The sequence below is a fragment of the Bradyrhizobium tropiciagri genome, from assembly GCF_001189845.1.
In the GTDB taxonomy this organism is placed as follows: Bacteria; Pseudomonadota; Alphaproteobacteria; order Rhizobiales; family Xanthobacteraceae; genus Bradyrhizobium; species Bradyrhizobium tropiciagri.
Map to the genome: position 1 here is coordinate 1 of NZ_LFLZ01000024.1, position 20,182 is coordinate 20,182.

A 20,182-nucleotide genomic window follows, 5' to 3' on the forward strand; every position below is an offset into this window, starting at 1 on the left:
GGGGGCGTCCACCCCATCAACCACCGCATTTGATCGTGAACGGGATTGTGGCTCCAGCGACGCGCAACAATGCGCAGTTGGGGTAATGGGTCCTGGCTTTCGCCAGGACGACGCTGAGGACGTTTTCAATTTTGGCGCGGCTTGTCCGGTCGCGCGCGCGATGGCAGGATTACCCCATTCTGGGCAAGATCGGACACGGCCATGCCACTCATCCGGATTTGGGTCTATGACGGCATCCTGGCTTCGGGCGTTGCCGGCATTGTCGACGTGTTCACCGCCGCCAATTCGGTGGCGGCGAGCCGGCCTCGGCGCGGCGACGGCAAGCCGGCGCCGTTGCGGTGGCGCGTCGAGTCACTGAATGGCCGGCCGGTGCAGACGGTGTCCGGTCAGGTCATCGGCGTCGACGGGCCGATCAGCGCGCGCTCTGCGGCGGATGCTGTGGTGATTCCGGGGCCGTTCGTCGGTGACATCGAGCGCTTCTTCGCGCGGCTCGATGTGATCGAGCCGTTGCTGGCCGCGCTGCGGCGGCAGCACGAGCGCGGCACCCTGCTCGCGTCCTATTGCACCGGCAGCTTCATCCTCGCCGAGGCCGGCCTGCTCGACGGCCGGGTCGCGACCACCCATTGGGCGAAGGGGCGGACATTCGCGATGCGCTATCCGGCGGTGGACCTGCGCGTCGCCGAGATCCTCACCGAGCAGAACCGGATCATCTGCTCGGGCGCGGTGACCACGTCGCTCAATCTTGCGCTGCGGCTGGTCGAGATGTTCGCCGGCGCCGACGTGGCGACCGAGACCGGCAAGCTGATGCTGATCGACGGCAACCGCGTCTCGCAGGCGTCCTACGCCAGCCGCACCCACGACATCAGGCATTCCGATGCACTGGTGGCGCGGGCGCAGAGCCTGATGGAGAGGTCGCTGCAACGGGGCTTCAGCCTCGCCCGGCTGGCCCGCGGCCTTTCGGTCAGCGAGCGCACCTTGAACCGCCGCTTCAAGCTCGCGGTCGGCGAGGCCCCGCTGCAATATCTGCAGGCACTGCGCGTCGATGTGGCCAAGCGTCTGATCGAATCCAGGCGGCTGAAGCTTGACGCCGTCAGTGCCAGCGTCGGCTACAACGATCTGTCGACCTTTCGCCGCCTGTTCAAGCGCGAGACCGGGCTCTCGCCACGCGAGTACCAGCGCCGTTTTGCGCGTGCCGCCTGACGCTGTGTCCGAATTACCTCTGAGAATGGCGATACTGCCACTGCTGCCGGAGGTACCCCGCGCATAGACCTCGAGTTGGCAACAACAGGAGGTCTCTCAATGCCAATGATCGATGTGACGATTCCCGAAGGAGCCCTGAAGCCGGAAGCGGAAGCGCGCCTCGTCAAGGAGCTCGGCGATATCCTGATCGGTCACGAGGGATTCGACCCGGCCAACAAGGTTGCGCAAAGCGTCACCGTCGTGTTCGTGCATCGGCCGGACGCGGTCTATGTGGCGGGCGCGCCGTCGCCGACGCCGCGCTATCGCATCGTCCCGACAGTGCCCGAGGGGCAGTACACCGAAGCCTCGCGCGCGGCCCTGGTGAAGGACGTGACCGCCGCCGTGGTGCGCGCCGCCGGCGGGTCGTTCGAGGATGTGGCGCCGCAGGTCTGGGTGTTTCCAACCGAGATCCCCGACGGGCAGTGGGGCAGCCGCGGTGTCATTCGTCCGCTATCGGACATCCAGGCCTTCATCGCCGGCGAGCACGAGCGCGAGGTCGGCGCAGCGCGCCTTGCGCGGCGGCGGCGCATCAAGGCGCTGGAGCTTCTTGCGGGCGCGCTCGATGCGGCGGGCCGCGGCGTCGACTAGTACATGGCAGCGTGCAAGGGAGCGTCATCCGTGATGACGCTCACAACCGTGGTGATGGCGATTGCAACGTTGGAAACGATTTAATCGTCATGTGCGTGTCGCATCAGTCCAAACAGCTGTCGCAATAGTCCAAGTGTCCAGACGCAAGTTGCGCCAATAGAAGGTGCTTTGGCGTTTCGTTGCGCGCACGCCGTCATTGTGTCGCGTCGGCAATCCGGCCAACAAAAAGCAAAATCGAGATTGATGGAGGGCGCGGCTGACGCAGCGCGGTGATCTCACGACACGCCGCGTCGTCGCAGCCGTCTTTGCCCTCCGATTGTCTCCAGCATCGAGGATCGATCCGTGATCAAGGTTTTTCGCCGCTTGTTCGTTGCCGGCCTGCTGTCGCTCGGCCTGGCGCTGCTGTCATCTCACGGCGCCCGGGCGCAAGGGGCCAATACGGGGACCGACACCATTCTCGTGCTCGATGCTTCCGGCTCGATGTGGGGCCTGGTCGACGGGCAGAGCAAGATCTCCGCTGCACGCCAGGCGGTCGATGCGATCCTGTCGAAATGGAATCCTGCGGATCGTCTCGGCGTCATGGTCTATGGCCATCGCTCGAAGGGCGATTGCAAGGACATCGAGCTGATGGTTCCGGTCAGCAAGTTCGATCCGGCGAGGATCAAGGCTGCGATCGACGGCATCAACCCGAAAGGCAAGACGCCGATCTCGGATTCGCTGCGTGCCGCCGCCGAGGCGCTGCACTCGACCGAGAACAAGGCCAACGTGATCCTGGTCTCCGACGGGATCGAGACCTGCGCGCCGGATCCGTGTGTGGCCGCGGCCGAGCTGAAGAGGGCCGGCATCGGCTTCACCGCCCATGTGATCGGCCTCGACGTCGCCGATCCCGCGGCCAAGAGCCAGCTGCAATGCATCGCGCGGGCGACCGGCGGCGTCTATCTCGATGCCGGCAACGCCGCGAGCCTGACCGGCGCGCTGACCAAGGCGGTGGCGGCGACGCAAGGCACCAAGGTCGCGAGCGAGGCGCCGCCGAAGCCGGTGGCCGCCGATCCCTATCTCGGCAAGAACATCCGCGGCGTGGCGCGGCTCGCCGAAGGGCTCGATCCGATCAGCGACGAGGACGTCAATTGGGGCGTCTACAAGCGCGCCGGGACCGAGAAGGGCGAGCATGTCAACACCTTCTACGGCGCGCCGTTCGCCGACAACATCGCGCCCGGCGATTACATCGTGGAGGTGAGCTACCGGCAGCTCAAGCGCGAGTTTCCGCTCAAGGTCGAGAGCGGCAAGCCGACTGCGCTCGACGTCATCCTCGATGCCGGTTACGTCACCAGCGAGGGCTCGGTGGCAGGCGGCGCGGGCAAGGTCGACGATGTGGTCTGGCAGGTCTTTGACAAGGGCGGCAGACTGATCGCGCAGGAATACGACGCGGTGCCGCGCTTCGTCCTCGCCGCGGGCAGCTATACGCTGACCCTGACCAAGGGGCAGTCGAAGACCAGCAAGCCGTTCTCGGTCGCTGCCGGTGACTTCAGCAACGTCCAGCTCACCCTCGATGTCGGCAAGCTGATCGTGACCTCCACCTATGCCGAGGGCGGGCCCAAGGTCGAGAAGGACATCGTGGTCGCGGTCCACCAGCCGGCGAACTCGAACGGCGACGAGGGCGAGAAGGTCGCGCAGGAATACGACGCCGAATCGAAGTTCGATCTGCCGACCGGCAGCTACGAGGTGAGGGTGGCGGTCGGCGAGGCCAGGGGAACGGTGCGCGCGGAGGTGAAGTCCGGCGCGCCGAGCCGCGTCACGGTCAATCTCAACGCCGGCGTGGTCGGGATCAAGGCCGACGGTGCCCAGGAGATCGACATCGTGGGCGCCGAGCGCGACATCAACGACGAGCGCAAGCGCATCTCTGTGACGTATGATGCAGCCGCCAACGTCGCGCTCAGCGCCGGCGACTATGTCGCTGTTGCCATCTATGCCGACGGCCAGAAGGCGGAAAAGCCGTTCTCGATCGCCGCCGGCAAGCGCCAGACGCTGGAGATCAAGCAGTAGGGCGACGGTAGCGTTGTCTCTTGGGTGCGCCCGCGAGGCTCACACGTCTTGCAAGGTGGGCACGCTCTTCTCTTGTGAGGTGAGTACGCTCTTCGGCTCCCTCCCCCCTTGTGGGGGAGGGTGGGGAGAGGGGTAAGCCCCGGGCGAGATGATTGACGAGAGCATCGCTTTCGCAATCTCGGTCGCGTCGTCGAACTGAGACCAACATGGAAAGAGTGTGCCGTGTGGCACCCCTCTCCCCAACCCTCCCCCACAAGGGGGGAGGGAGCCCGACCGCCTGTGCCTCCCTTACCGCAAGCGAGAGAGTGGACTTCGCGTAGAAGCACCACTTATCACGCCCTTGCCGCGGCGTGGGCGAAGGTCACCTCGATCAGCGTGCCGGTGCGGCCGCCGGTCCGGATCTGGAATTTGGCGCGGTTGGCTTCGACCAGCGCCTTGGTCAGCGACAGGCTGACGCCGCCGGAGCCGGCCTGATCGGTCGGCGTCGGGGCGCGGAACGGCTCCAGCGCGGCGGCGACCTCGTTGTCGTTGAGGCTCTGGCCGGTGTCGCGCACGCGCAGCATCACCTCGCCGAAATCCGACAGCGCGGTCGAGACGATCACCTGGCCGCCGGCATTGGCGAGATGGATCGAGTTGCCGATCAGGTTCAGCGTGATCTGGCGCAGCGCGCGGGCGTCGGCGACGACAGGCGGCAGCGTGTGCGCGAGCGAGGTGCGGATGATGATGCGCTCGCGGTTGGCCTGCGGCTGCATCACCGCGACGCAGCTCTCCACCATCTCGTTGAGGTTCTGGCTGGTGAAGGCGAGGTCGAGCTTGCCCGTCTCGATCCGCGACAGATCGAGCAGGTCGTTGACGATCGCGATCACCCGCTCGCCGGAGGCGCGGATGTCCTTCATGTATTCGACATAGCGCTCGTTGCCGAGCGTGCCGAAGCGCTCCGATATCATCACCTCGCGAAGCCGATGATGGCGTTGAGCGGCGTGCGCAGCTCGTGGCTGATCCGCGCCAGCATGTCGGTCTTGGCGTTGGCGGCGCGTTCGGCGAGCCGCCGCGCCTCGCGCACTTCGCCCTCGCTCTTCCTGGTCTGCGAGAGATCGCGGAACACGGCGAAGAAGTTCGGTCCGTCGGCGCGGGTGCGGCCCATCGTCACCGACAGCGGGATGAGGCCGCCCTGGCGCACGCGGCCGAGCGTCTCGCGGCCATGGTCGAGCAGGCTGGCGACGCCGGCGGATTTCACGCTCGTGAGATAGTCGAAGATGCCGTGCTGGCTCTCCGGCGCGAACAAATCGGCGAGATTGCGCGTGATGAACTCGTCGCCGTCATAGCCGAACAGCGCCTCGGCGCTGCGATTGCAGGAATGGATGTTGCCTTCGGCATCGAACATGATGATGCCTTCAGCCGCGGTGTCGAGGATGGCGCCGAGTTCTTCCGCGTCGGCGTGGCGGCCTGCGGCGGCGGCGGTGCAAGCACGGGCTCGGCGGCCGCGGCCTCCGGCTCAGGATCGCGATCAGACAGGGCAGCCGCGATCGCGGTGTCCTCGTCGAGCGTGCGCGAGAAGATCAGCGCCAGCGCGCAATCGTCGTCCCAGCTGATGGTGTGCAGCCGTGCCTCCGCGGACACCTGCTCTGCCTGGCCGTCCTGGTTGGCGGAGATCGTCACCGGGGTGCCGGTGCTGGAGCTGCTGCTTGCCTGCGAGACACCGGGCTCGACATAGAGTGCGTCGAGCCCGCCGGCGGCTTCGAGCGCGTGCAGGCTGTCATAGCCCATCCGCGCGAGGAAGGCGTGGTTGGCGTAGAGCAGGCGATCGAGCCGGTAGATCAGGATGCCGACCGGCAAGAGATCGAGCAGTGCGCGGTCGCGCCGGGAGTCAGCGCGCGGCGCGGGCTCGGCCGCGGCGAGCCAGCTGGGTTTTGGCGCGTCGGCCGGTGTCTCCGGTTGCGCGACCGTCTCTGGCTGCGATGGCGCCTCCGCCTGCTGCGATGGTTCGTTCGCGGGCGGCGCTTCGGCAACTGGCGCGATGCTGGCGCTCTCATTCGTCGTCGCGGTGAGGCCGGCCTCGCTCTCGAGCCGCGCCGACAATTGGCGCGCGAGCTCGTTGAAGGCGTTGTTCTCGACCGGCGTCAGCGACGGCGGTCTTGTGTCGCCGGCGGGGCGGAACGGCACCACATTCGGTGGCGGGTCCTGGCGCACTTCGTGCGCTTCCTCGTTCGTTTCCACGGCGTGATCCGGATCGGCTTGGTTTGAAGTCTCTGCTGCTATCGGCTCGGTCAATTCCTCGGGTGGTGCACTCGCGGTCGTATCGGGCGGCGGCTCCGCATGCGGCGGAGGATTTTCATGCGGCGGCGCATCGGTGCGCCGCGCAGGCGCAACGCCGGCCGACAGCGATCGCGGCGCGATCGAGCCGCTGAAGAACTCATAGCGGCGCAATGCGGCGAGTCGCGCAAGGCCGTCGAGGTCGCGACACACACCAAAGCCACGATAGCCGGCGAAATTCCGGCTGCGATCGAACACCGGCAGGCCGGACAATTCGACCGGCAGCCGGCCGCCGCCGTCGACGGGCCAGTTCAGCGTGATGCCGCTCCAGGTGTCGTGGCTGGCGAACGCCTGCAGGACGCGGCCTTCGGGATCGAGGCCGAAACTCTCGGCGATGTCGCTCCACAGCCTGCCGAAGCCTGCCGCGGTGTGCAGGCCGATCAGGCGGGTGAATTCGTCGGAGCCGAGCGAGAAGCGGGCCTCGTGGTCCATCTGCCACATGAAGCGCAGCGGATGCCGCCGCACCGGCAACGGCTCGTCGAGCCAGGATGGCGGCGGCGCCGACGCCAGCGTCGCTGGCTCCGGCTCGGCGGCGGGCGGCGGAGCAGGCGCATCCGCAATCGCATAGGGCGAGGGATCGGCAGGTGGCGCCGATGTTTCCGAAGTGGGCGCGTGTGCGGTCTCTTCGGGACCGGGCGTGGGCTCAGGTGCGGGCGCTTCGACCCCTGTCTCAGCGGGCAATTCGATCAGCGCTTCCGATATTGGCTCCTCGACCGCGGCGGTTTCGTCAGGCGTGGTGTCGAGAGACGTGGTCTCGACTGGTGCTGGCGCTTCGTGCGCGCGTTCTGCCGATGCGAGAGGTGGAGCAAGGTACGCAGGCGCTTCGAGCTCTGCCTCAGCGGGCACCTCGATCAGCGCTTCCGATATTGGCTCCTCGACCGCGGCAGTTTCGTCAGGGGTGGTGTCGAATGCGGCAGTCTCGATGGGCGCGGTCTCTGCGTGTGTCTCTTCCGACGCCGGAGATGGAGCAACGTCCGCAGGCTCGGATGCGATCGTGCTGACGACCGGCTCGATCGCGACCTGCTCTTCCAGCTGCGGATCCAGCGCATCGAACAGCGTGAAGGTGGCCGGCATGTCGCAGACCAGCGCGGGGGCTTCTTCCTGCGCGGTTGGTTGCTCGACGGCGGCAGGTACCGGCGGCGGCGCCACGGCTGCGGCCTCTTGCGGCGCGGCTGTGCCTGCCGGCGCTTCCGGGACAGCCGTCTCCGGCGCAACCGGCTCCGGCACGACCGGCGCCGCAGCTTTGGCGGCGAAATGCAGGGCGGGCTTGATCAGTGCGATCAGCGCGCGATCGGCGCCGCGGCCGATCCGCTGCAGCACGACGCGGCCGACTGCAACGCTCGCCGCCGCGCGGCCCTGCGCCAGCGCTTCGCCGCGCGCGGCATCGAGGCCGGCTTCGGTGAGATCATGCAGGCCGGGCAGCGAACGCGCCGCCTCATTGGCTGCGATCAGAAGTCCGTCGCCGTTGAAGGCGGCGGCCGGACGCGCCAGTCCCTGCACCAGCCGTTGCAAGCGCTCGGCGAGCGGCATGCTGCGGCCACTGGCATTGAGCGAGGTCATCAGGATGCCGTGGCTGCCGTCTGACAGCTCGATGCGCGCGCAGCCGCAGGTCGCGAGCATGCCGAGTGCCGCGCCGAAGCCGCGCAGCCGCTCCAGCCGCACCGCGCCGTTGGCGGCGAGGTTGTAACCGAGCCGCGCGACCTGGCGGCGATGTGGATCGGCCGGGCCGAAGGCGCGCTTCGCCAGCTCGGCGCCATTGGCGGCACCGAATACCTGCGCGCCGACCGGATTGGCCCAGAGAATCCGTGCGCCGTCGGCCGACCACAGCCATGCCGGCAGGGCGCCCGTCGCATGGTCCGCCAGCCTCACATCGCCGAGCGCCTGGATCTGGAATTCCGCGTCACTCATCACGCAAGATTTGACCGCATAGGTTTGGCTTTTTCCTCGCATTGCCGAAGCGCCGGCAGCCGCAGGACGACAGCCTTAACAGAAGGTTAGTATCGCAAGCGGGGGGCGGCAGGTCCATGTCCGCAGCGAAACTGCCCCCGCCAAAGGCGGGATAACGTTAACTCGGCTGAACGATCCACAGCCGATTGGCGTTGTCCGGCAGAGCGGCTGCGACAGCGTGTTGCGGAACCAGGGCGGCGCCGCGTCACACCTGCGATTGCAGTGCCGCGATATATCGCGCCGTCTATTCTACCTTGTAGTCTACCCTGTATTCCACCTTGGGCCCGCAGGGCCAACCGGCGGGCCGATCACCAAGCGAGGGAGAGCGACCATGAGCGACAACGGGCGTGACCATTTCGAGATCCCCAAGTTCGAGATCCCCAAGGATATGCGGTCGATGGCGGAGGCGAGCTTCGATCAGGCGCGCAAGTCATTCGAGCAGTTCGTGACCAACGCGCGCGACACCGCCGGCAAGCTCGAGGAGCGCAATGCCACGATGCGCGCCGGTGCCAAGGACCTGTCCACCAAGGCGCTGTCCTATGCCGAACAGAACGTGCAGTCGTCGCTCGACTATGCGCAGTCGCTGCTCAAGGCCAAGGACCTTACCGAGGTGATGCGGTTGCACAGCGAATATGTGCAGGGCCAGATGCGCGCGCTCGCCGAGCAGGCCAGCGAGATGGGCCAGGCCGTCAGTCGCGCCGCGATGGATGCGGTCAAGCCGAAGAGCTGACGGGACCGCCGATCCGGGCCGGCTGTGGCCGGCCCGGGCGCGGTAACGCATATTCCGCCACATAAAAAATATGGCGTCGCACGCGATCGCACGTTGCGTTGCACAAAATTGACATGATATGGGTGTTTATTAGGCGGGCCCGACGAAGGGCACTCCCGTGAATCAAGGCAGCGTGATCCATTTCAGCGCTCCCGGCCTGCTGGCTCCGGGACGTCCGCAATGGTCACATCTACTCACCCGTTGCGAAGGATTACACGTATGACCAACCCGTCCGATCCGTTTTCCGCCTCGATCATCCCGTTCGAAGTTCCCGAGCAGGTCCGCGCGTTCGCCGAGAAGGGCGTGCTGCAGGCCCGTGACAGCTACGCCAAGTTCAAGGACGCTGCCGAGACCCACAACTCGACCGTCGAGGCCGTCTTCACCTCGATGAACAAGGGCGCGACCGCCTATTCGGCCAAGCTGATCGAGTTCTTCAAGGCCAACACCAGCTCGTCGCTCGACTTCGCCCAGGAGCTGTTCAGCGTGAAGTCGCCGACCGAAGCGGTCGAGCTGTGGACCTCGCACGCCCGCAAGCAGTTCGAGACCTACACCGCGCAGGCCAAGGAACTGGCCGAGCTCGGCCAGAAGGTCGCCAGCGAGACCGCCGAGCCGATCAAGGCCAGCGCCGCGAAGTTCACCCAGCAGCCGGCCGCCTGATCGCGATCTGCCTGAGATAGCGAAAGGCCCGGACCTTGTCGGTCCGGGCCTTTTTGCTGCCGCGGACCGCTAAGCGGCCCGAGATAAGACCGGAAATCGGCGCGTTAAGCGCTTGCCAAAGACGGGCGTTGCACCTAGTTTCCGCCCGAAATCGCCGCCCCCTTGCGCGGGGCCGTGCGTCAGGATGCAGTTGTAGCTCAGTTGGTTAGAGCGCCTGTCTGTGGAACAGGAGGTCGGTGGTTCGAGCCCACCCAACTGTACCAGCAAAATCAATTTCTTACACTAGCACCCCTCGATGCCGCGAGCAGTCACCATAGCACAACTGCGGCGGAGAATGGATGACATACCACGAAATAAGTCGCTGATAGCTATGCTAGTTTTTGCGTCATGGCTGAAAGGCCGAGCTCAAATCGCAATTTTCAAAGTCTGCTAAGACAGGAGGTCAAATGAAAAAATATGCATAAAGATCAATATTTTGTCTGCGATTTTGCTCTTTCATAGCTACCGATTAGCTACCACTAGGGCTGGAACGCGATCTGGTTCTAGGAACAGTTCATTGTGACATCATGGCTGGAAAGACGCGGGTTTCAGCAAGACAAAGAAGCTGCCCGGAAAGGCAATTGTCAGAGGCGGTGCGGGAACGGCCCCGCGCGGACGGTGCGCGGCATCCTCAATGATGCCGTCGCGAGGCGGCATCATTGAAGCCAACCCGGCCCATGGCGTCCGCAAACCCAAGGGCAATGTATGAAGGCGTCGATTACGTGCCTCGGTGGCCTGCGCGATGGAGGTGCCGAGGCTGCTCGGTGAGATGCGTGTCGCCGCAACTCGCCACTTCGCCGAAGCGCACAATCTGCACGATGAAAACGCGAAAGGCCAGGTTCGCCGGGAAAGCCGCAAGGAACTGCGCTAGCGGCTGGATATGCGCAAGCGTCGTTTCGCCACTGTCACCGGCCATGACGCAAGCCGCACGATGCGATCTGCCCGGCCTTTGGTCGCCAACACCTGCGGGACAACGCAGTCGCTTATGTGGAGATAAGCGAACGCTCGTCGGCCTTAGCTTGCGCAAATTGCTTTGGTGCCTTGAACCTCGCCAGGACAGTCTCGGCGGCCTCTCCCGCCAAATCCGAGATGAACTTGCCGATCTGCTCTCGAGTCTGGATACCAAGCAGTGGCTTTGGCTCTGAGAGAAAATCGAAGAACGCGCTTCCGATCCTTGCGTTGACCGCAGCGGCCGGGAATAGCAGCTCGGCATGCGTTGCATATTTTTCGTCACCCAGGAACAGCCGGGTAACTTCCGTTGCAGCCTCGGCGCGATACTCCCAATGCGAATTGAATTGGTCCTGCAGCCACTCGTAGGTGATCTTGCCCGTGTGCTCCCTGAGCGCCCTTATTAGCAGCACGGATTGAACGACCGCATTCTGCGCTCCCTGACCACCGATCGGATCGAAGGAAACTGCGGCATCGCCGATCGCGGCAACAGGGTGTCCATTTTTCGTGCGGGCAACGGCACGCCGAACGGTCGGCGTGACTGCGCCGAGGAACCATGAGTGCGGGTCCTCATGCAGCGGCTCGAGCTGCTCGACCAACGCCAGATCTTCCGGGAAATATGTCGCGAACAGCTTCACCACGGCGTCGCGCGCGCTTTGGGTATCGGTCGCGGATTTGAACAGGTCGATCCACGGACTGCCTGGCTTGGCGAATCCGATGAAGGCTCGTGTGGCGCCGGCATCCTTGTGCAGGTAGGGGCCAAAAAAAGTTTCACCAAAATCGGCATGGATGGTGAACCAGTTGTGCCTGGCGCCGTCCGAACTGCGATAGGCGAACTGGTGATCGGCGCGATCCGCCCCCTTGAACGTCGCAAGCAGTAGATGCCGCTGCGGCTCCGCGTAGACAGTGCGATCCGGGTCAGCCGGGAACAGCGAGGACAGGCTGCCTTTTCCAGTCGCAACGAGGGTGAGATCGACCTCCGCGGCAATTGCATCGATATCCTCTGTCGTGACCGTACGCACGACGAATTTGCCGCCTCGGGCGAGGAAGCGACCCAGCCGATCGTCGGCGCGGAGCCGCGTATCGACAGCTTGCGCCCGATAGTTGAACGGACGGTCGAACTCGATGATCGGAGTTCGGGCTTCGCCGGTGCCGGAAAATATCCGAACGCTCATCCCGGTGCTGGTTCCGATATCGTAGAGGTCCTCGATAATCTCGGCATCGTATTCCAGGGATTTGCCGAAGTAGACGGCGGTCCCGGTCGGAGGCACATCGTTGCGCAGCGACGCGCGGTCTCGATCGCTGTAGATGGTGACGTCAAACCCGGCGTTGACGAGGCCAAGCCCGGCCGTCGTCCCGGCGAGACCTGCTCCGACAATGGCGACTTTCCGTTTGATGTTCGACACGTGGCTCTCCTGAAGAAATTGCTTATGCCAAGAAGCGAGGCCCGGGCATGCACCGTCTCAACGGGCTAAACTGCAGAGCGCGCAATCTTCTAACGGGTGTGCTGCCCAGCCCGACGAACGCCGGCACTCCATGCATATGGAAGGGCCTCGCCATTCAATTCATGTGCGCCGATTGCACGAAGCTTGAAGATCGCGGGATTGTGGGAAGCGATGGTGCGCGCGTTGCGCCAGTGCCGATCGATCGCGAGCTTCTCGGAGCTGAGAGAGGCCCCGCCAACCTCGAAAAGCGCGGTCACGGCGTCGAGAACCAGCTTGATGACGACCACCTGGGCCTCGGCTGCCGCGAGCTCGGAGGCATCGAGCTGCTGAGGGTCTTGGTGGCGACCGTCAAGGGTCCGCGCGAGCTCGTCGACCGCCGCGAGGACCGTCGCTCGCGCAGCGAATGCCGCGCTGAACAGCTGCCCGATGACCTGCTGCACAAGGGGATCATTCCGCGGCAGGTCGGCGACAGCGTGGGAAAAGGTGCGGGTTCGCGCCTTGATCCATTCGGTCGTATCGATGGCGGCGCGTTTTGCGATTCCTGCGAGGGTCGCGAGCAGGATCAACTGAACGTGGGCGGTTCCGAAGACGCGGCCTTCCGTTCCATAGCCCGGACCGACAATGCGGTCCGGACCGACCGTTACATCCTTGAACTCGGCCGTGCCGCTCGCGGTTAGCCTCTGGCCGAAGCCGTCCCAGTCGTCCTGAACGTCGACGCCGGGCTGGTTGGCGTCGACAAGAACCGTGACCCGTTTGCCGTCCTGGTCTGCCGCCACGATCAGATGATCGGCATAGAGGGTGCCAGTCGTATAGTATTTTGTGCCATTGAGCCGGAGCGCGGCTCCCTCCGACGTCACGGCGGTTTGATAGCGATCGACCGCGCCAATGCCAGGTTCAGTCACCGCGACGCCGAACAGTGCGCCGTTTGCGATTGTCGTGAGCCACCGCGCTTTGACGGTCTGATCCGTGTTGAGCCGCAAGTCCTCGACCAGGTTGAAGTGAGCTCTCAACGCCTGAGGCAGGTTGGAATCGGCGGCTGCAAGCCCGATCAGCAGGTCGAAGGTCTGACGAAGAGTTGCGCCAAGTCCCCCGAACTCAACTGGTACGCGCAAGGCCCCGAAGCCTGCCTCCTTCAACAGTCTGATCTCGTCGAATGGCAGTGTGCGGTTTCGTTCGCGCGCCACCGCCCCCGCCGCGATCTTCGCGAAGATCGGTGCAAACCGTGTTTCCAGCTCGTTGTCGCTCGTCGTGGGGTTTGCAACGTGAATGGTCATCGTTCCGCTTCAGCTCGTTCTGACATCAATCTTGATGCCTTGAAGAATAGTCTGCTCCCGGCCGTGAGCCAGACTGTATTTGCGCTGGATCGAAGACGAACGTTCGGAGCAGTGCGTCGTACGAAGAAAATTCTGCCGTACACCATGATGTCTGAATCTGTCGCGGCGCTATTCGCTCTTCGTCGAAGATCGGCCGAGATGAACGCGACGATGGTCAATTCGAGAGAAGTGTTCTCCGAAGCGAGGCGCGACGCGGCGGATCGTATCGAGATTCAAATGCGTCGGGGCGATTTATTGTCGTGGTCCGTATGAGTGCGCTGCTCAACGTTGCTCGACGATCACGGATTGGAATTCGTCGAGAGAGATTTTCTCATCCCGCAAATGGCTGCGACGAAAGATGCGCATCGAAAAGTACCGATAAACGCGATGGACCATCGATCGCTTGTTGTGGCGAGATACCGTCGAAGGAAGCGAGAGCATCGCAAATGAGCGATGCAACGGAGAGATGTGCATGGCGCGACAGATTCGGTTCAACGCGTTCGACATGAATTGTGTCGGCCATCAATCTCCAGGTGTCTGGGCGCACCCGCGAGATCGCTCTTATAAGTACAAGGACCTCGACTATTGGCAGGACCTTGGGCAAACGCTGGAACGCGGGATTTTCGACGGCATCTTCATCGCTGATGTCATCGGCTATTATGATGTGTACAAGAATTCCCTGTTCCATGCACTCGAGCAGGCGGCGCAAATCCCGGTCAACGATCCCTTGCAGCTTGTGGCGCCGATCGCGCTCGCAACCGAGCATCTCGGCATCGGCATCACAGCATCGACCTCATTCGAGCATCCCTACAGCTTCGCCCGCAGGCTCTCCACCGCGGATCACCACAGCAAGGGCCGTGTCGGCTGGAACATCGTGACCTCGTATCTGGAGAGCGGGGCGAAGAATATTGGTCAGGGCGGATTGCGCCGCCACGACAATCGGTATGAGGTCGCGACCGAATATGTCGAGGTTCTTTACAAATTACTCGAGGGTAGCTGGGAGGAGGGGGCTGTCCTGCGCGATGCCGGGAAACGGATCTTCACCGACCCGTCGAAGGTTCATGAAATCGGGCACAAGGGAAAATACTTCGACGTGCCGGGCTATCATCTCTGCGAGCCGTCGCCGCAGCGGACGCCGCTGCTCTACCAGGCGGGTGCGTCGGGCCCGGGCAAGGCCTTCGCGGCTCAGCACGCGGAATGCGTGTTTGTCGCCGCACCGATCAAGCCGGTTCTGAAATCCTATGTCGCCGAGGTGAGGCGGCAGGCGGCCGAAGCCGGCCGCGATCCGCGCAAGATCCTGACCTACAATCTGGTCACGGTGATTGTCGACGAAACCGACGCCAAGGCGGAGGCGAAGTTCAGGGAGTATCAGCAATACGCCTCCTACGACGGCGCGCTTGTGTTCATGTCGGGCTGGAGCGGCATCGATTTCGGGCAGTATGCGCCGACCGATCTGGTCAAGAAGGTCGAGACCAACGCGATCGTGTCCGTCGTCGATCATCTTGCCAGCGGCAGCAAGTCCTGGACCATCGAGGAGCTGGCGCGCTGGGGCGGCATCGGCGGCCTCGGTCCGGTGTTCGTCGGCTCGCCGTCGACGATTGCCGACATCCTGCAGGAGTGGGTCGAGGAGACCGACGTCGACGGCTTCAACCTCGCCTATGCGGTGACGCCGGAGACCTTCGAGGACGTGGTCAATCTGCTGGTGCCGGAGCTACAGAAGCGCGGCGTCTATCCGACGGGCTATCGTCCGGGGACGCTGCGCGAGAAGCTGTTCGGCGAGGGGCCATATCTGCCGTCGAGCCATCCTGCTGCGGCCTATCGTGATATCGAGGCGGTCAAGCGGAGCGCCGCCCAGGCGGCCGGCGTGGCCGGGCGACAGCCGGTCGAGGCCTGAGGCGCAATGTCCGGACCGATCCTGCAACTCCGCGACGTGTCCCTGTCCTTTCAGGGCATCAAGGCGCTCAACGCCCTGAGCTTCGAGGTCGCGCGTGGCGAGATCTGCGCGCTGATCGGTCCGAACGGAGCCGGCAAGAGCTCGCTGCTCAACATCATCAACGGGGTGTATCGGGCCGACAGCGGCAGCGTCACGTTCAATGGCGAGCGGTTCATCCGGATTCGCCCGGCGCATGCGGCGCATCTGGGCGTGGGCCGGACCTTCCAGCATAACGCGTTGTTTCGTCACTTAAGCGTTCTCGACAATGTGCTGGCCGGACTGATCAGGCATTCCCGAACGACGCTCCTCGAGCACGCCTTTGGCCTTGGCCGGGATCGACGCGAGTCCCGCGAGTTCAAGCGTCGGGCGGACGAGATCATCGCGTTCCTGGACCTGACCAGGCATCGCGACACAGTGGTGGCGACGCTTCCCTATGGCGTTCAGAAACGGGTCGATCTCGCACGCGCATTGGTCGGCCGTCCGAGCCTGCTGTTACTGGACGAGCCGATGGCCGGAATGAACCAGGATGAGAAGCACGTGATGAGCCGCCTGATCCTAGAGACCAATGCAAGCCTCGGCACCACCATCGTGCTGATCGAGCACGACATGAGTGTCGTGATGGGGCTCTCGCATCACGTGGTCGTGCTCGACTACGGCCGCAAGGTTGGGGACGGCTCTCCGGAAGAGGTGCGCAAGAATCCGGACGTGATCTCGGCCTATCTGGGCACGGCGCATTGAGGTCGAGATGAGCTTCTTCATCGAAACGCTGGTCGGCGGTCTGCTCGCGGGCGTCATGTACTCGCTGGTTGCGATCGGCTTCGTGCTGGTATTCAAGGCCTCCGGCGTTTTCAACTTCGCGCAGGGGTCGATGGTATTGTGCGCGGCACTCACTTTCGTGTCGCTGCGCGACAAGGGAATTGACTTCTGGTTGGCGGCGCTGATCACGCTGGCGGTGATGGTTCTGATCGCGATCGCGGTCGAGCGCGTCGTCTTGCGGCCGCTGGTCAATCGACCGCAGATCACCCTGTTCATGGCGACGCTCGGAGTGTCCTTCGTGATCGAGGGGCTCGCACAGATCGTGATGGGTGCGAGCGTGCACGAGCTCGATCTCGGCATCGTCGATACGCCGATCGAGATCGGCGGGGTTCAGGTCAGCCAGTTCGACCTCGTCGCAGCAGGCACCGCCGGGATTCTCGTGGTCGCGCTCTCGATCTTCTTCAACAAAACCCGCGTCGGGATCGCGCTGCGAGCGATCGCCGATGATCCGCAGGCTGCACTCTCGATCGGGATCCGGTTGCAAACCCTGTGGCAGATCGTTTGGGGTGTTGCCGGCTTCGTATCGCTGGTTGCGGGCCTGCTGTGGGGCGCACGCCAGGGCGTGCAATTCGCGCTGACTCTCGTGGTGCTGAAGGCGCTGCCGGTGCTCATCATCGGTGGGTTTACCTCGATCACGGGCGCGATCGTCGGCGGCCTGATCGTCGGTGCGGGCGACAGCCTGGCGGAAATCTACCTCGGAAGCCTGTTGGGAGGCAGCGTCTCGACCTGGTTTTCGTATGTGCTGGCGGTCGCTTCCTCCTGGTCCGGCCGGCCGGTCTGTTCGGCGAAGCGCCGATCGAAAGGATTTGACGCATGTCGACGATCGGCACAGAAGCCATCGAAGGGTTCAACCCGTCGCACGAGACCGCGCAGAGCGTGCGCGACCGGCTGCGCGCAGGCTCGGTTGTGGTGTTGCTCGCCGCACTCGCGGGCATTCCGCTTGTAGCGAACGACTACTGGCTCAACGCCGTCCTGATCCCGTTCCTGATCATGTCGCTCACGGCACTGGGGCTGAACTTGCTGATGGGCTATGCGGGACAGGCCTCGCTCGGCAGTGGCGGGTTCATGTCGGTCGGCGCGTATGCGACCTACAATCTGCTGCTGCGCCTGCCGGAACTGCCGCTGCCGGTCAGCCTGCTGCTCGGGGGCATCATTTCCGGGCTGGTGGGGGTCGTCGCGGGGCTGCCGAGCCTGCGGATCAAGGGCTTCTACCTCGTCGCATCGACGCTGGCGACCCAGTTCCTGCTGGAATGGCTGTTCAATCAATATGGCTGGTTCTCGAACTACTCGACCTCGAGCTCGATCTCGGCGCCGCGGCTGGCGTTCCTCGGCCATGATCTCTCGAGCCCGGCCGGTCGTTATCTCCTGACCCTCGCCACCGTCGTGGTGGTGACGGCCGTTGCGGCACGGCTGGTTCGCAGCCAGACCGGCCGGACCTGGATGGCGATCCGCGACATGGACACCGCGGCTTCGGTGATCGGCATTCCCGTATCCGCCGGAAAGCTGAAGGCGTTCTTCGTGAGCTCGCTGGTGATCGGGATTGCGGGCGCGCTCTGGGCCTTTGCCTATCTTGGCACCGTCGATGCACGCAGCTTCAATCTGGACCGTTCGTTCCAGGTGATGTTCGCGATCATCATCGGTGGCATGGGCAGCGTCCGTGGCAATTTTCTCGGTGCTGCCTTCATGATCTTCGTGCCGATCCTGCTCGATCATCTCGGGGGCGGGGTGTTCGGCGGCGCGGTCGATCCCGGACAACTCGAAAACTTTCAGAAGGCGCTGTTCGGTGCGCTGATCGTCTGGTTCCTGATCAAGGAGCCGCGCGGTCTTGCAGCATTGCTGTCGCGAGCGTGGACGCGGCTCGCATCGCGGATCAACCGTTAGCACACGACAAACCCGTCGCATGTGGGCGTGAACCACCTGCGCGGTCGAACATGAATTCTAAGGTCAAATGGAGGGTAAGCAGATGTCTTTGTGGAAGCAGAAGCGGATCATGAGCAAGGCAGTCGGACTGGCGGCGCTCGCTTTGTCGGCCGCTGTCGGTACCAGTGCCTCGGCGGAGGAGGCAAAAACGCAATACTTCCCGCTCGCGACCTTCCGGGTCGGCGCCTATGCGTCGAGTGGCATCCCGGTCTGGGCCGGCGAGATCGACTATTTCCGCTACATCAACGAGGTGGAAGGCGGCATCAACGGAATCAAGCTCGTCTGGGACGAGTGCGAGACCAATTGGGAAGTCGAGAAGGGCGTCGAATGCTATGAACGCGTGAAGGCTGGCAAGAACGGATCGCCGGTTCCGATCTTCTTGCCGCATGGTGATCCGATCTCGAAGGCGCTGACCGAGAAATCGGTGGCCGACAAGATTCCGCTGGTCACGATCGCGTATGGCCGGACGGAGGCTATCGACGGGCGCGTCTTCCCCTACAGCTTCCCCGTCGTCTTCAGCTTCTGGAGCGAAGCCTCGTCGGCGGTCAATTTCATCGCGGAGAAGGTCGGCGGCAAGGACAAGCTGAAGGGTCTCAAGATCGCGACCGTCTATCACGATTCACCTTACGGCAAGGAAACCCAGGTCCCGCTCGCCCATCTCGCGAAGACCTATGGCTTCGAGGACATCCAGATTCCGGTGCCGCATCCCGGCAATGAGCAGTCGGCGCAATGGGCCAAGATCCGCCAGCTCAAGCCCGACTGGGTGTTCTTGCGCGGCTGGGGCGTGATGACGCCGGTCGCAATCAAGACCGCCGCCAAGGTGGGCTTCCCGGTCGATCATATCATCGGCGGCATCTGGTCGGGCTCCGAGGAGGACGTCCGGCCCGCCGGCGCGGTCGGCAAGGGTTATCTGGCGGTCACGCCATTCCCTGCGGGCGCCAATTTCGAGATCCATCAGAAGCTGAAGAAGTACATCCTCGACAAGGGCCTGAGCGATCTCAAGGATCCCAAGAGCTTCGGCTCGGTCTACTACAATTCCGGCGTCGACGAGGCGATCGTCGCGGTCGAGGCGATCCGGACCGCGCAGGCACATTTCGGTGTGCGGCCGATCAATGGCGAGGAGGCGCAGTGGGGGCTCGAGCATCTCGACCTCTCCGAGAAGCGTCTCGCGGAAATCGGCGCCACAGGCCTGCAGCAGCCGCTTAAGCTTTCGGCCAAGGACCACGAGGGCGGCGGTGCCGGCAAGGTGCTGCAGTGGGACGGCGAGAAGTGGAACGTGGTGTCGAACGGCTGGGTGAAGTCCGATCGGGACCTGTTGCTGCCGCTGATCTACGAGCGTGCAGCCGCCTATGCCCGGGAAAAAGGCATCACGCCGCGCGACGCGACCAACTGACGTCGCCTGAGGGATCGCTATGAGCACGTCTTCGTTTCTCGAGGTCGACAACATCGAGGTCCTCTACGGTCAGGCGATCCTGGCCCTGCGCGGCGTGTCGCTCAGGGTCGAGCAGAGATCGGTCGTTGCTCTTCTCGGCGCCAATGGCGCCGGGAAGACCACGACCTTGAAGGCAATCTCCAACTTGCTTGGGTCCGAACGCGGTCACTTGAGCCGTGGCGCGATCACGTGGCGCGGCGAGGTGACGAGCCGGCTTGACCCGGCCGATCTCGTTGCCCGGGGCGTGGTCCAGGTTCTTGAAGGCCGTCATGTCTTTCCCCAACTTACGGTCGAGGAGAATCTGCTCAGCGGCGGCTTCGTGCGTCGGCCGAGCCGTCGCGCGCTCGCCGACGATCTTGAGCGCGTCTACACTTGGTTTCCGCGGCTCAAGCAGCGCCGCAGCGCGCGTTGCGGCCTGACGTCGGGCGGCGAGCAGCAGATGGTCGCGATCGGGCGCGCGCTGATGACGCATCCGACTCTCGTGCTGCTTGACGAGCCTTCGATGGGGCTCGCACCGATCATCGTGGAGGAGATCTTCCACATCATCCGGGATCTCAACAGGAACGAGGGGGTCAGCTTTCTGCTGGCCGAGCAGAACGCGCATCTCGTGCTTCAGTTTGCCGATCACGGATACATTCTCGAGAACGGCAGGGTCGCCGCGTCAGGCACGGCGGCCGAGCTGGCCGAACGTGACGACGTTGCAGAATTCTATCTTGGTGCCGCACCGGCTGGAACGGCGGTATCCCTTCAAACCCCGATCGTCTGAACAGGAGCGACGCC

At 64.0% G+C, this 20,182-nt stretch carries 13 protein-coding genes, 1 tRNA gene and 2 pseudogenes; 12 read left to right on the plus strand and 4 right to left on the minus strand.

The features are described from left to right. The first annotated feature begins 201 nt into the window (after nt 1-201). The 3 genes from AKN84_RS19940 to AKN84_RS19950 all read left to right on the plus strand — a co-directional run bounded on the left by AKN84_RS19940 (nt 202) and on the right by AKN84_RS19950 (nt 3,870). Complete coding sequence (locus AKN84_RS19940; protein ID WP_050422359.1) at nt 202-1,200, plus strand: GlxA family transcriptional regulator; 999 nt, start codon at nt 202-204, stop codon at nt 1,198-1,200. Between the two features lie 99 nt (nt 1,201-1,299). Beyond that, nucleotides 1,300-1,827, plus strand: coding sequence for a tautomerase family protein (locus tag AKN84_RS19945; protein ID WP_050422360.1), 528 nt, complete (start codon nt 1,300-1,302; stop codon nt 1,825-1,827). 342 nt (nt 1,828-2,169) lie between these two features. After that, entirely contained in the window at nt 2,170-3,870 is a 1,701-nt protein-coding gene (locus AKN84_RS19950; protein ID WP_050422361.1) for a vWA domain-containing protein, read from the plus strand. 332 nt (nt 3,871-4,202) lie between these two features. Here AKN84_RS19950 and AKN84_RS19955 read toward each other — a convergent pair. Next, nucleotides 4,203-8,091, minus strand: a pseudogene (locus AKN84_RS19955) (PAS domain-containing protein). 370 nt (nt 8,092-8,461) lie between these two features. On the opposite strand from AKN84_RS19955, the gene AKN84_RS19960 reads away from it, so the two are divergent. The 3 genes from AKN84_RS19960 to AKN84_RS19970 all read left to right on the plus strand — a co-directional run bounded on the left by AKN84_RS19960 (nt 8,462) and on the right by AKN84_RS19970 (nt 9,819). After that, the gene (locus AKN84_RS19960) at nt 8,462-8,860 is read left to right on the plus strand and encodes a phasin family protein (protein WP_050422362.1); all 399 of its coding nucleotides are present in this window, start codon (nt 8,462-8,464) and stop codon (nt 8,858-8,860) included. A gap of 258 nt (nt 8,861-9,118) precedes the next feature. Further along, entirely contained in the window at nt 9,119-9,556 is a 438-nt protein-coding gene (locus AKN84_RS19965; RefSeq protein ID WP_050422363.1) for a phasin, read from the plus strand. A gap of 186 nt (nt 9,557-9,742) precedes the next feature. Continuing rightward, a tRNA-His gene (locus tag AKN84_RS19970) sits at nt 9,743-9,819 on the plus strand. Between the two features lie 494 nt (nt 9,820-10,313). On the opposite strand, the gene AKN84_RS19975 is transcribed toward AKN84_RS19970, so the two are convergent. From AKN84_RS19975 to AKN84_RS19985, 3 genes are all read right to left on the minus strand, one after another. Next, a complete protein-coding gene (locus tag AKN84_RS19975) occupies nt 10,314-10,511 on the minus strand; it encodes a hypothetical protein (RefSeq protein ID WP_050422364.1) in 198 nt (65 codons plus the stop codon). 67 nt (nt 10,512-10,578) lie between these two features. Continuing rightward, nucleotides 10,579-11,949 carry a styrene monooxygenase/indole monooxygenase family protein gene (locus AKN84_RS19980; RefSeq protein ID WP_050422365.1) on the minus strand — a complete coding sequence of 457 codons (1,371 nt, stop codon included), beginning with the start codon at nt 11,947-11,949 and terminating at the stop codon, nt 10,579-10,581. An 89-nt stretch (nt 11,950-12,038) separates the two neighbouring features. Then, nucleotides 12,039-13,262, minus strand: coding sequence for an acyl-CoA dehydrogenase family protein (locus AKN84_RS19985; RefSeq protein ID WP_050422366.1), 1,224 nt, complete (start codon nt 13,260-13,262; stop codon nt 12,039-12,041). Nucleotides 13,263-13,773: 511 nt separating this feature from the next. Here AKN84_RS19985 and AKN84_RS19990 point away from each other — a divergent pair. The 6 genes and pseudogenes from AKN84_RS19990 to AKN84_RS20015 all read left to right on the plus strand — a co-directional run bounded on the left by AKN84_RS19990 (nt 13,774) and on the right by AKN84_RS20015 (nt 20,168). Continuing rightward, complete coding sequence (locus AKN84_RS19990; protein WP_050422367.1) at nt 13,774-15,195, plus strand: LLM class flavin-dependent oxidoreductase; 1,422 nt, start codon at nt 13,774-13,776, stop codon at nt 15,193-15,195. A gap of 6 nt (nt 15,196-15,201) precedes the next feature. After that, nucleotides 15,202-15,972 (plus strand): ABC transporter ATP-binding protein, encoded by a 771-nt coding sequence (locus AKN84_RS19995; protein ID WP_050422368.1) that lies wholly within the window; start codon nt 15,202-15,204, stop codon nt 15,970-15,972. A gap of 7 nt (nt 15,973-15,979) precedes the next feature. Next, nucleotides 15,980-16,860: pseudogene (locus tag AKN84_RS20000) on the plus strand (branched-chain amino acid ABC transporter permease). 3 nt (nt 16,861-16,863) lie between these two features. Further along, nucleotides 16,864-17,931 (plus strand): branched-chain amino acid ABC transporter permease, encoded by a 1,068-nt coding sequence (locus tag AKN84_RS20005; protein ID WP_050422369.1) that lies wholly within the window; start codon nt 16,864-16,866, stop codon nt 17,929-17,931. A gap of 109 nt (nt 17,932-18,040) precedes the next feature. After that, nucleotides 18,041-19,363, plus strand: a complete 1,323-nt coding sequence (locus AKN84_RS20010) for an ABC transporter substrate-binding protein (protein WP_233475284.1) — start codon at nt 18,041-18,043, stop codon at nt 19,361-19,363. Between the two features lie 19 nt (nt 19,364-19,382). Beyond that, nucleotides 19,383-20,168, plus strand: coding sequence for an ABC transporter ATP-binding protein (locus tag AKN84_RS20015; protein WP_050422370.1), 786 nt, complete (start codon nt 19,383-19,385; stop codon nt 20,166-20,168). The last annotated feature ends 14 nt before the right edge of the window (nt 20,169-20,182 follow it).